Genomic DNA, 11923 nt, shown 5'->3' with positions numbered 1-11923 from the left:
CGCGGTTGTCCCGCTGGCGTCATCCCTGGGACGCACCGGCGCTGCACCAGCGATTTCGCCCAGTGTTTTTCGCCAGGTACAAAAAAGCGTCGGCAGCCTTTATCAGCATGGCCGGGGTCATGTCCTCGCTGCCCGGCTCGCTGGTGGTGATGCCCGCGCTGGCGGTAACGATGCCCAATGGGTGGTCGACGTGTTCGATGTTCAGCGCCCGGATGGATTGCAGGATCTCTTGGGCGATCTTGGTCGCACCTGCACTGTCGGTGTGGGGAAGCAACACGGTGAACTCTTCGCCGCCGTACCTGACGGCCAGGTCACCCGGTCGCTTGATGGTCTTCTGGATCGCACCGGCAATCGCGCGCAGGCAGTCGTCCCCGGCGGCGTGGCCATACTTGTCGTTGAAGCGTTTGAAGTAATCGACATCGAGCATGATCAACGCCAGGGAAGAACCCTGGCGCTTGGCCAGGCGAATCTCATCAGCCAATGTAATGTCCAGGCGCCTGCGGTTGCCCAGCCCGGTCAGGCTGTCGGTCAACGCCATGTCCCGCATGGCCTGGTGTGCGCTGCGGATCTGTTTTTCCATGGTCATCCGGTAGCGCAACTGGCTCAACACGATGAGCCCGAAGCCAACGAGTATCACGATCAGGAAAATCAGCACGAAGCTGGTCTTGAGCAGGTCGCGACGCCAGGGGGCGATGATGGATTCCCGGGATAGACCGGCCTCTACCACCAATGGGTAGGTGGTCAGGGCCCTGTAGCCGTACAGCCGTTCGGTGTCGTCTATGACAGCCTTGGCCTCTGCGACACCCTGGTTCGAAGTGGGCAGATAGCTTTTGAAGATCACACTATTGAGTAGACTTTTGCCGACCACCGAGGCAACGAAGGGCCGGCGTACCAGAATGGTCCCGCTTCGCGTGGCCAGGACCAGCGCACCCTTGTCGTCGATCTTGAAGTCGCCGTAGTAGTCCACGAAGTAGCTGACCTTGACCGTGCCAAGCAACACGCCGGCGAACGAGCCGTCAGGATTGTTCAGGCGTCGGGAGATGGGGATGATCAGATCGTTGGTGGATCGACTCCTGATCACCTCGCCGATACGCACGCCTCGATCGGCGTGAGTGCGGTGGTACTGGAAGTAATCGCGGTCGGCGTTGTTGGCCGGTTCCGGGGTCACTTCCTTGTCCGTCACGATCCACTGGCCGTCCGGGCCGTAGATAAACAGCCCGTGCAGTTGCGGCATGATGGCGGACTGTTGTACCAGCAGCTTATGGATGCGCGGGATGTCCATGTTCGGGAGACCGTCGCCTTCTACCCGCTCACTGAGCGCGGCAGTCACCACATCCACTTGCCGGATGGTGTCTTCGGCGTGCTGCGCCGTGGCCCGCGCCAGATTCGTCACGGAGTCGCGCGCGGACGAAAACGCGGCACGATAATCGCGCCAGGTCCGCCAGCCTTCAACGGCCAGGAAGGCGATAACCACCACCAGCATGAAGCTTACGGTAAGCCGCAATGCCGCTCCGGTCCGTGCAGCCTCGGGGGAAAAGGCCTCATCAGGGTTGGCAATCCTTGGCTCTGGGCGTTTGCGTCCGAGCATCAATATTTCCTTCTACGACGGGTCTGCGCACGATTGAGGCGGAGCCTATCTTATTCGATTTCAGCACGTTAGCTAGCTGCGACGCGGCCGGCATGTGCGGTGACACGCGTGGGTAGATATCAGGCGTTAAAGTAAGGACACAAACGCCCGCGGTTAGTGCCTAATAGCTGTCGGTCAAGCCATGCTGCTTTCCAGGGTTTGCCTGAGTCATTGTGGCGCGCAAGCTTGCTCCCGTTGGGCTGCACGGTAGCCGCTGTTTTCTGCGAGGGGACCGCTCATGAAGGTTGGCGTCATTTCCGATACCCACGGTCTGCTCCGTCCGCAAGCGCTGGCAGCGTTGGAGGAATGTGATCGGATCATCCATGCCGGTGACATCGGCAGCCACGGGATCCTGGATCAACTGGCATCCATCGCACCATTGCATGTGGTGCGTGGCAATAACGACTTGGGGGCCGATTGGGCTGGGCAACTTGCCGACCGCCTGCAATTCGAGCTCTGCGGGTGGCTGGTTTTGCTGGTGCATGACATCGCTGATGTGCCGGCGGTGCTCGAACCGGGAGTGAAACTGGTGATCACCGGCCACTCCCACAAGCCAGGCATCGAGTGGCGCGGCGAACGTGTGTACCTCAACCCCGGCAGCGCCGGCCGGCGGCGGTTCAAGCTACCGGTGACGCTGGCCTTGCTCGAGGTGAGCGCAAGCGCGATAGAGCCGCGGATCGTTCAATTACTGGAGTGACGAACGCGTCTACCTGAAGTACTTATCGACGTAGGCCTGGATTTCCTTGCGCATGAAGCGCCCGGATTCATCCGCCCGTTCTTCCCAGCCGAACACGCAGGCGGTGACGATGCCGTCAAAGCCAGTCTTGGCCAGTTCGCTGAAGAACAGGTCCCAGTCGATCTCGCCCTGGTGCATGTCCATGTGCTGGTGGACGGTGACTTTGGCACCTGGTGGGTTGACGATGTAGCGCAGGCCGGAGGAGGCCTTGTGGTTGTAGGTATCGGCGATGTGGACATGGGCGATCATCGACCCCGCCTCGGCGATCATGGCCTTCATGTCATCGCCGAAATAGAAGGTGTGCGGCGTGCAGTAAAGAAACCTGACGTTGTCCGAACCGATGGTCTTGAGCATGTCCAGGGCCGGGTGCAGGGTTTCGCACCAGTCTTCCGGGTGCGGTTCGACGTTCAGCGTGACGCCCTCGCTTTCCAGGATCGGCACCAGTTCCTCCATCGAGCGCCACCAGGCCGCTTCGCTGGACTCATGGCTGTGTAGCCCCCCGCAGCAGCTGACTTTGTGCCCGCGATCCGGTGAAGGCCCGCGACCGAACTCCGAATTCATGGTTGTGCAGCCCATCTCCACGGCGATCTGGATGGCTTCTTTCCAGTAATTCACCGCCGCCCGGCGTTCGTCTTCATGGGGGCTGGCCCAGCGGTACATTGGCAGCAGAGAGGCCAGTTGCAGATTATGGTCGCGCAGGGCTTTCTTGAATTGGACGATGCGTTCCTTGTGGGCGCGGGGGCGCACCCACCAAGGCAGGAAGTCTTCCCGTGGCGACAGCTCCAGGTACTCGTAGCCAAGCTCGGCGGTCTTGCGGCACAGATCCGGCAGGCTCAGGTGGCGGTGCATGTACGGGTCGAGGGCGATTTTCATTGTTGTTCTCCTTCAAGTAATGCTCATTACCGTGGCGAGGGGGTCAATACGCGACCCAGGCTGAATCCTGGTTGGCTGATTCCACACAGCGTTCGACCCAGCGCACGCCGTCGACGCCGGCGTTGATGTCGGGGTAGCGCAGGGCGGCCAGTGCCTCGCTGTCGCCACGGTCGGATGCGTCCATGGCCAGGGCAAAGCGGCGATAGAGATTGGACCAGGCTTCGAACAGCCCTTCGGGATGGCCACCGCCGATACGGTCGTCCTGCAGCGCGTCGGGGTGCAGGTAGCCCATGCCGCGCTCCAGGACCTGCGCCGGTTGGCCCTGGATTTCGAAACTCAGTTGGTTGGGCCGTTCGTCCCACCACTCAAGGCTGGCCCGGGAGCCGATCACACGGATCTTTTGCCCGTGCATGGACCCGGCGTTCACCGCGCTGGACCAGACCATGCCCATGGCGCCGCCTTCGTACTCCATCAAGGTGTAGGCGTTGTCCTCCAACGGAGCGCGGCTGGCGACGAAGCTTTGCCGACTGCACATCAGCCGTTTGATCTTGAGGTCGGGCAGCATCACTTTCGCCAGGTACAACGGGTGGGTGCCGACATCCCCCAGCACGTAGCTGGGCCCGGCCTGGCGCGGGTCGACGCGCCACTGGGTGGCCTGGTTCTGCGCCTCGACCGGTGCACTATGGAAACCATGGGCGAACTGCATGTGCACCATACGCACGTCCCCCAGTTCTCCCGCCGCGATCATCGCCCGGGCCTGTTCGACCAACTGGTGCCCGGCGTAGCCGTAGGTCAGGCCAACGATGCGGCCCTTGGTTTGCGCCAGGGTGCGCAGTGCCTCGGCCTGTTCGAGGGTAAAACACAGCGGCTTTTCGCAGACTACATGCAGCCCGGCTTCCAGGGCGGCCCGGGTGATGGCGTAGTGGGTGCCGTTGGGCGTGGCGATCGACACTGCCTCGATCCCATCGGCACGTTGCGCTTCCAGTTCGAACAGGCTCAGGTAGTCCGAATAGCAGCGCGCGGGGTCGATGCCCAATTGCTCGCCAAAGGTCCGGCCGCGTGCAGGGTCGATATCCAGCGCCGCGGCGACCAATTCGAAACTCCGGTCGCGCAGGGCGGCCGAGCGGTGGATGTAGCCGATCTGGCTTTGCTCCCCGCCACCGACCATGGCCCAGCGGATGGGGCGCGTAAGGGTTTTGCTGCCGTTGATCATGGGGTTTGTCCTTGTGCTGATCAGAAACCGATTCGGGCCAGGTAGGCGCGGCTGGCCGCTACGTCGTCCAGGCTGGTCCCGGCGTTGCGCGGGTCACGTTCCTGTTCGACGGTGATGCAGCCCTGGTAACCCAATTCATGCACGAGGCTGTGCAGCGCTGGGTAGTCGATGACACCACGCCCGATGGGGCACATCACGCCTCGGGCGCAGGCGGCAAAGAAACGGATGTGCTCGTTCAGCACCTGGTCGAACACCACCGGGTCGATGTCCTTGAAGTGCAGGTAGTCCAGGCGATGAGCGTAGGTGCGCAGCGAGGCGAGCGGGTCCATGCCCGCGTAATAGAGATGCCCGGTGTCCAGGCACAGCCCGGCGACTTCGTCGGGAATGTCGTCCACCAGGCGCGCCAGCTCATCGGCGAACTCGATGTAGCCGCCGGCGTGGGGATGGATAACGGCGCGGATGCCGTAGGTGTGCCAGGCGAGGTCGGCGATGGCGCGGATGTGCGCCATCATGGTGTTCCAGCGTGCATCGTCCAGGCGTGGCGCGCGGTCCGAGTGGCCGGCGGCGTAGTCGCGCTCCTCGTGGCCCCAGTCGATGATCACCAGGTAGGGCCCTGCATGACGTTGGCCGGTTTGCTGTTCCATGGGCGGCAGCTGTTTGAGCAGCGTGCAGATGTCATGGGTCTGGCGCAGCAGTTCGGGCAGGTTGGCGGGGGTGACGAGGTCGTCGAAGATCGTCCCGGCGACCACATGCAGATCAAGTTCGGACAAGACGGGACTGACGGTTCCGGCGTCGAGCGGCAGGTAACCATAGGGGCCCAGCTCGATGCCGCGATAGCCGGCCTCGGCCGCTTCGCCAAGCACGCGGCGCCACGGAGGCAGGAAAGGATTCTTGACGTCATCGACGCCCCAGCAGCAAGGCGCGGTGCAAATGTGGATGGTCATGGGGCACTCCGGCTGTGTTTGTTTTTATGTGCTTGGCCTGATGCTATTGGGTTGCCGCAGAGGGGGCCATGGGGTGATGGCTTAATCTATCAAAACCCCTCATGATGCCCGATAGAGGTGTCAAAACATGTCAGAAAAACCACGTCGTAAGCTGCGGCCCACGATGGCCGATGTCGCTCGGGAAGCCGGAGTCAGCCTGTCCACCGTCGACCGGGTGCTGAACCTGCGCGCTGACGTGCGCGCCGACACCGCCCAGCGCATCGCCGCGGCTGCCGCGCGGTTGGGGTTTCATGCCAAGGGCGTTATCGAACAGCGGGTGCTCAATGACCGCCCGACCTTGCGGCTTGGCTTCCTGTTGCAGAAAAGCGGCGTGCCTTTTTACCAAGGCCTTGCCCACGCGTTGTCGAATGCCGCCGCAACGTGCACGCGAGCGCGGATTCGGGTGGTCATCGGCTATCTGGATGACCTCGACCCGATCACCGTGGCGCAGCGCATCTCGTCCTTGCGCGATCAAGTGGACGGCCTGGGCGTGGTGGCGGTGGACCATCCCAGGGTGCGCGAGGCGGTCGCACAACTGCGCGAGACGGGTGTTTCGGTGGTGGCACTGCTGTCCGAGCTGTCCAGCGCTACCGGCACAGGTTATGTCGGGTTGGACAACCGGCTCACCGGGCGCACGGCAGGCTGGTTCGTCAGTCGCCTCGCCGGCCAGCCTGGCCCGGTGGCGGTCATGCTCAGCAGCCAGCGTTTCCAGTGCCAGGAGTTGTGTGAACTGAGCTTTCGCAGTTATCTGGCGGAGCACTCCAGTGAATGGGAACTGCTCGCCTCGCGCCTGACGCTGGAGGACGATGAGTTCGCCTATGGCAACACGTTGGACCTGCTCACGGCAGAACCTGATCTTGTCGGGCTTTATGTGGCTGGAGGTGGCATAGCGGGGGTGTTGCGGGCTTTGCGCGATCTCAAGGACCGACAGCTGCGCTTGCCCATCGTGGTGTGCCATGACCTGACGCCACTGACGCGTGACGCGTTGAAGACGGGGCTGGTCCAGGCGGTGCTGTCGCATCCTGTCGCGGCCATGGCCGAACAAGCGGTTGAAGCACTGGTCGAGGCAGCAACAGCCACGCCGCCAGGCTCGGCGTCAAGGCGGGTGGTGCCACTTCAGATCGATGTCTCGGAAAGCATATAGCTGCACATACGATCCGGTTTATCCATTCTGCGAAATGAGCCTCGTGTAAGTAAGCGGAGTTTTCTTTAAAAGCTGTACAAAATTAATTTCTTGTACAATTATCAAGGCTCCCTTGGTAAACGAGTAGTGCTTTCATGGCCCGGTCGCTCGCGCTCAGGAAAAGCTTGGTCGCTATAGTGGTGTGCATGTCTACGCTTTATTGCACTCAAACCTTGTCGGACTGGCGCGGCGTTTTGCCAGGCACGCGCCTGGTCGGGCAAGCCGATTTCGACTGGTACGGGTTCGACATCTACCAGGCCAGGCTCTGGAGTGCGGCCGCTGTGCCAAGCCTGGAAACGGCGTTTGCCCTGGAACTCAGTTACCGGCGCGTCATCGGTAAAGAGGCTTTGGTCCAAACGAGCCTGAAGGAAATGCAGCGCCTCAACGGGGCGCCCCTGGACGTCAAGCGCCGGGACGAATGGGCCGGTCAAATGCGCCGTGCTTTTATTGATGTGAAGCCTGGAAGCCGTATCACTGGCGTGTATCTACCGGGGCAGGGCTGTCATTTCTATGTGGGTGAAAAGCTGTCTCTTGTGGTCGCAGACCCACTGTTTGCCCGGGCATTTTTTGCTATCTGGCTCGATCCTCGAACTCGAGAACCCATTCTTAGGAATCAATTACTTGGAATCCAGAGTTCAAGTGAAGGGAGAGAGAATCAGTGAAGCATTTTCTGCTGGCATTGCTGCTGATGCTGGGCCTGACCAGTTGCGGGAATGTGAATGTCGAACGTTATGCCGACCAGCAACCACGACTGGATCTGGCGCAGTTTTTCAGCAAGCCCGTCAAGGCCTGGGGCATCTATCAAAAGCGTTCGGGTGAAGTGATCAAGCGTTTTGTGGTGGAGATTTCCAGCCGCCACGAGGGTGATCGACTGATCCTGGATGAGCGTTTCCTCTACAGCGACGGCACTCGCCAGCGGCGGGTCTGGACGTTGACGCCTGTTGGGCCAGGGCTTTGGCGCGGTCGTGCGGACGACGTGATCGGCGAGGCGCAGGGAGAAGTGGCTGGCAATGCTCTACGTTGGCGTTATCGGCTGAACCTGCCGGTCGACGGTTCGACCTATGAAGTCACTTTCGATGACTGGATGTACCTGATGGATGAAGACACGCTGATCAACCGTTCCAGCATGAGCAAGCTCGGTGTCGAGCTGGGCCAGGTGACCCTGTTTTTCCGGCGTCAGGCCGGGAGTACGCCATGACCTTGCAGGAGCTGACCGATCTGGCCGTCGACGGTCGGATCCACGAACTCGAGCTCTTGTCGCTGGAAGGCGGTCTTTACGTGTTGCGCGCTCGGCGGGGCAGTGGGTTGTATACGCTGCTCGACGAATCGGGCAAGACGTTGCCGGTGCGCTCTACCACCCATCTTCGTGAACTGCTGCGTTTTGTGCCGCGCCTGCCGTGCGTGCTGGTGCAACAGGTGGTCCATGATGAAATGTGCGGTTTGCGCGAGGGGGGGGCGAGCCATTGCGCCTGCCACTTTTTCTGGACGAGCCTTGGTAGCTGCCCGCTTGCATCCCGTGGTCAGCGCGATTCAGCCAGGCGCAACGCCAGTGGTAGCCATAACCCCCAGAGAGGGGCCAAGACCAACGCGGTTCCGAGTACGCCAAGGGGCAGCGTAACCCCGGCCAATGGTGCTCCCACGCAATAGGCCAGCGGACCACCCACCATGCCTGCCAGCGCACCGCGCCAGACCGGCCGTATGGCCCAGGCCAGGCTATGCCGCAAGCCCGTGGCGAAGACCAGCCAGAGCAGGGCCAGCCAAAGTGGCAACGGGCTCTGCTTGAACACGAACAGGCCCTGTGCGCCCAGGCTCCAGTCCAGCAACATGCCGCAGAGGCCAACGCTGGTCACCGCATAGAACTCGGACTTGGGCGTCGGGCTGAATGCTAGGTGAGCGAGCAGGCCACAGATTACCACCAGCAGCCAGCCTGGCTGGTGGGCGCCAGCCACGCATCCCCACCAGCCCAGTTGCAGCCAGAGTGCGTTGATCAGCAGGCCGATGCGGTTCATCGGGCCTGCCGTTGTTCCGCCAGGGCCGTCGGGCGGGCAGCGGGGCCGGCGAACAGCAACTGGGCAACGCCGATGGCACGCTCCTGGAATCCCCCTTCGCAGTAGCACAGGTAGAATTCCCACAGGCGCTGGAAGGTTTCGTCGTAGCCCAGCTCCAACAAAACCTGGCGCGATTGGCGCAGATTCTCATGCCAGTGTCGCAGCGTACGGGCGTAGTGCGCACCGAAATCCTCAAGGTGCAGCAGGTTGAGTTGCGTCCGCGTGCTGGCGATGCTCAACAGAATCGACAGCGACGGCAGTGCGCCGCCGGGGAAAACATGGCGCTGGATAAAATCCACCGAACGTCGGGCCTGGGTGTAGCGCTGGTCGCGGATGGTGATCGATTGCAGCAGCATCAGGCCGTCATCCTTGAGCAACGCGGCGCAGCAGCGGAAATACTCAGGCAGGTATCGATGCCCGACGGCTTCGATCATTTCGATGGACACCAACTTGTCGTAGCGCCCATGCAAGTCACGATAGTCCTTGCACAGCACGTGCACGCGGTCCTGCAGACCCAGCGTCTCGATGCGCTGCAGCGCGTGGCGGTATTGCTCGTCGGACAAGGTCGTGGTGGTCACCTTGCAACCGTAGTGAGTGGCTGCATGGATGGCGAGGCTGCCCCAGCCCGTACCGATTTCCAGCAAATGGTCGCCTGGGCGCAGATCGAGCTTGCGGCAGATGCGTTCAAGCTTGTTGAGCTGGGCGTCTTCCAGGCTTTGCTCCGGGCTTTCGAACAGTGCGGCCGAATACATCATAGTGGGGTCGAGCAGTCGCTCGAACAGCTCATTACCCAAGTCGTAGTGAGCGATGATATTGCGCCGCGAGCCTTTTCGATTGTTGCGGTTGAGCCAGTGCAAGCCGCGCATCAGGGGGCGACTGAGGCGGGCCAGGCCGCTGTCCATGGCGTCGAGCACTTCCAGGTTGGCCACAAACAGGCGTGTCACGGCGGTCAGGTCGGCGCTGCGCCAGTAGCCCCGGATATAGGCCTCGCCGGCGCCGATGGAACCGTTACCGGCGACCATGCCCCAGGCGGCGGCGTCGAGGATCTCGACCTCGGCTACCAAGGGACTGCTCAGGTCGCCGAAACTCAACGGCGCGCCATCGACCGTCAGGCGCAGATGGCCGTGACGCAGGCGGCGCAGTTGGCCGAGCACGGCCTGCTTGAAGAAGCCGCCGTTGAACGGGGAGAAGCTGCTGGCCTTAGTAACGCTCAGGGTGGGTTCGGGCATGGTCGGGGTCCTTGTGGGCGGTTTCACCAATACTCAGGTCGCCTTGGCTTGCCTGGTGTGTGTACAGAGGGGTGCGTTTGAGCAGCAGGCGCAAGGCCTGCCAGTAGATGGCGCTGACAGTGCGCAGGCTCATCCATGGGAATGCCAGGACATGGCGGCGCAACGACCGGCCATCGAGAGGCTCGCGCTCGAGCGCCAGGTGGGCCTCGAAGACCTTGTGCCCGTCGCGCCAGTTCTCCATGTGCACGCGAATGTGGGAGTCCTGGAGCCGAAAGCGCATGCGGTAATCCATGTCCCGGGGCAGGAACGGTGAAACATGGAAAGCCTTGGCCACCCGGAACGCCTGGGGCTCGCCAGGGCGTACCGGCAGCACATAGTGATGACGCTCGCGCCACGGGGTGTTGCGCACTTCGCAGAGAATCGCCGACAGGCGCCCGTCGGCTTCGTGGCAGAAATAGAAACTCACCGGGTTGAACGACAGGCCCCAGCTACGTGGCTGGGTCAGCAGTTGGATCGCGCCTTGGGGAGCCGTACCCAGCGCTTCGGTGAGGATCTCGCGCACGGCGTCGACCAAGGGCACACCCAGGCGGGTGCGCGCAGGCAGGTAGTCGCGTTCGCGCCAGCACAGCGGCGCCAGGGGCCATGACCGCAGCAGGCGTGACAGACCCAGCACATGATCCTGTTCGGCGAGGTCCAGGTACAGCATGCCGATCGGATAACGAAATGCGTGGACTCGCGGTGCATGGCGCCGATGGTCGATCCAGCCGCGACACAGGCTGCTGTTCAAAGGCGTTCTCCGAAAAGCTCCGCTACGTGGAGTGCGCTGACCACGCCGTCTTCATGGAAACCATTGGCCCAGTAGGCACCGCAGAAATAGCTGTGCCGGTGTCCTTGCAATTCACCCTGGCGGGCCTGCGCGGCTACCCCGGCGAGGCTGTACTGGGGATGGGCGTACTCGAAGCGCGCAAGCACCTGCGCCGGATCGACCGCATCGCTCTGGTTCAGGCTTACGCAGAAGGTCACCGGCGCGTCCAGGCCCTGGAGGATGTTCATGTTGTAGGTCAGCGCGGCCGGAGCCTGAGGTGGGCCGCCGAGGCGGTAGTTCCAGCTCGCCCAGGCCTGGCGCCGCCGTGGCAATAATCGCGTGTCGGTGTGCAGCAGCACTTCATTGCTGGCATAGGCCAGGGCACCGAGGACCTCGGTTTCTTCGGTGCTGGGCGCCTCGAGCAGGGCGAGGGCCTGGTCGCTATGGCAGGCGAACACCACTTTATCGAAACGCTCGATGCCCGCGGCGCTGGTCACGCATACCCCAGTCGCGTCTCGGCTGACGCTTTGCACCGGGCAGTTGAGCCGGATGTGTTGGTGAAACCCGGCGCATAAGGGAGTGATGTAACTGCGTGAACCGCCCTCGATCACGCGCCATTGTGGGCGGTGATTGACCGACAGGAGGCCGTGGTTGTGGCAGAAGCGCACGAAGAACTGCAGCGGAAACTCCAGCATCCTGGCCGGCGACATCGACCAGATCGCAGAACCCATGGGCACGATGTAGTGGTCGATGAAACGCTGGCCATAACCGTGGCTGTGCAGGTAGTCACCGAGTCGCGTGGCGCTGTCGATACGGTGCGCCTGCAGGTCGGCCGTCGCCTGCCGGTTGAACCGGAGGATGTCGCGCAGCATGCCCCAGAAACCGGGCGACAGCAGGTTGCGCCGGCGGGCGAACAGGCTGCGCAAGGTGTAGCCCTTGTATTCCTGCCCGGTGGCCGGGTCATGCACCGAGAAGCTCATCTGCGTAGGACGCGAAGCGACGCCCAATTGATCCAGCAGGCGAATGAAATTCGGGTAGGTCCAGTCGTTGTACACGATGAAGCCGGTATCAACGCTAAAGCGCCTGCCCTGGCAATCGACATCCACGGTATGGGTGTGGCCACCGATCCGGCTGTCGGCCTCGAACAGAGTGACCTGATGTCGACGAGCCAACAGATAGGCACAGGTCAGCCCGGAAATGCCGCTGCCGATGATTGCGATGCGCAT

Annotated in this window: 12 protein-coding genes and 1 pseudogene; 5 read left to right on the top strand and 8 right to left on the bottom strand. The window is 62.3% G+C overall.

Going from position 1 to position 11923, the window contains the following annotated elements:
* Positions 1-19 precede the first annotated feature (19 nt).
* Complete coding sequence (locus J9870_RS16360; RefSeq protein WP_210639047.1) at positions 20-1588, bottom strand: sensor domain-containing diguanylate cyclase; 1569 nt, start codon at positions 1586-1588, stop codon at positions 20-22.
* A gap of 277 nt (positions 1589-1865) precedes the next feature.
* Here J9870_RS16360 and J9870_RS16355 point away from each other — a divergent pair, with 277 nt between their 5' ends.
* Positions 1866-2324 (top strand): metallophosphoesterase family protein, encoded by a 459-nt coding sequence (locus tag J9870_RS16355; RefSeq protein WP_210639046.1) that lies wholly within the window; start codon positions 1866-1868, stop codon positions 2322-2324.
* A gap of 9 nt (positions 2325-2333) precedes the next feature.
* Here the strand turns inward: J9870_RS16355 and J9870_RS16350 are convergent, their stop codons facing one another.
* The 3 genes from J9870_RS16350 to J9870_RS16340 are packed head-to-tail and all read right to left on the bottom strand — an operon-like array spanning position 2334 to position 5393.
* Entirely contained in the window at positions 2334-3236 is a 903-nt protein-coding gene (locus J9870_RS16350) for a sugar phosphate isomerase/epimerase (protein ID WP_210639045.1), read from the bottom strand.
* A gap of 43 nt (positions 3237-3279) precedes the next feature.
* Complete coding sequence (locus J9870_RS16345; protein WP_210639044.1) at positions 3280-4449, bottom strand: Gfo/Idh/MocA family oxidoreductase; 1170 nt, start codon at positions 4447-4449, stop codon at positions 3280-3282.
* A 20-nt stretch (positions 4450-4469) separates the two neighbouring features.
* Positions 4470-5393: a TIM barrel protein gene (locus J9870_RS16340; protein ID WP_210639043.1), complete on the bottom strand. Its 924-nt coding sequence runs from the start codon at positions 5391-5393 to the stop codon at positions 4470-4472.
* 127 nt (positions 5394-5520) lie between these two features.
* Here J9870_RS16340 and J9870_RS16335 point away from each other — a divergent pair, with 127 nt between their 5' ends.
* From J9870_RS16335 to J9870_RS29550, 4 genes and pseudogenes are all read left to right on the top strand, one after another.
* Complete coding sequence (locus J9870_RS16335) at positions 5521-6576, top strand: LacI family DNA-binding transcriptional regulator (RefSeq protein ID WP_210639042.1); 1056 nt, start codon at positions 5521-5523, stop codon at positions 6574-6576.
* 185 nt (positions 6577-6761) lie between these two features.
* Positions 6762-7277 (top strand): chalcone isomerase family protein, encoded by a 516-nt coding sequence (locus J9870_RS16330; protein WP_246883012.1) that lies wholly within the window; start codon positions 6762-6764, stop codon positions 7275-7277.
* A complete protein-coding gene (locus J9870_RS16325) occupies positions 7274-7813 on the top strand; it encodes a DUF3833 domain-containing protein (protein ID WP_210639040.1) in 540 nt (179 codons plus the stop codon). Before J9870_RS16330 ends, J9870_RS16325 begins: the two co-directional genes overlap by 4 nt.
* Positions 7810-8114, top strand: a pseudogene (locus tag J9870_RS29550) (DUF6482 family protein). The gene J9870_RS16325 and the pseudogene J9870_RS29550 overlap by 4 nt, the downstream one beginning before the upstream one ends.
* Before the next feature lie 21 nt (positions 8115-8135).
* Here J9870_RS29550 and J9870_RS16320 read toward each other — a convergent pair.
* Genes J9870_RS16320 through J9870_RS16305 form a run of 4 tightly spaced genes read right to left on the bottom strand, consistent with a single transcriptional unit; the run spans position 8136 to position 11923 of the window.
* Entirely contained in the window at positions 8136-8624 is a 489-nt protein-coding gene (locus J9870_RS16320) for a DUF2878 domain-containing protein (protein WP_135845176.1), read from the bottom strand.
* Entirely contained in the window at positions 8621-9892 is a 1272-nt protein-coding gene (locus tag J9870_RS16315; protein ID WP_210639039.1) for a cyclopropane-fatty-acyl-phospholipid synthase family protein, read from the bottom strand. The genes J9870_RS16320 and J9870_RS16315 overlap by 4 nt, the downstream gene beginning before the upstream one ends.
* Positions 9864-10679 (bottom strand): DUF1365 domain-containing protein, encoded by an 816-nt coding sequence (locus tag J9870_RS16310; RefSeq protein ID WP_210639038.1) that lies wholly within the window; start codon positions 10677-10679, stop codon positions 9864-9866. The genes J9870_RS16315 and J9870_RS16310 overlap by 29 nt, the downstream gene beginning before the upstream one ends.
* The gene (locus J9870_RS16305) at positions 10676-11923 is read right to left on the bottom strand and encodes an FAD-dependent oxidoreductase (protein WP_210639037.1); all 1248 of its coding nucleotides are present in this window, start codon (positions 11921-11923) and stop codon (positions 10676-10678) included. The genes J9870_RS16310 and J9870_RS16305 overlap by 4 nt, the downstream gene beginning before the upstream one ends.

This window comes from Pseudomonas sp. Tri1 (assembly GCF_017968885.1).
In the GTDB taxonomy this organism is placed as follows: domain Bacteria; phylum Pseudomonadota; class Gammaproteobacteria; order Pseudomonadales; family Pseudomonadaceae; genus Aquipseudomonas.
Note: the sequence above shows the minus strand (reverse complement) of the source record. Positions and strands in the feature narration are given on the sequence as shown.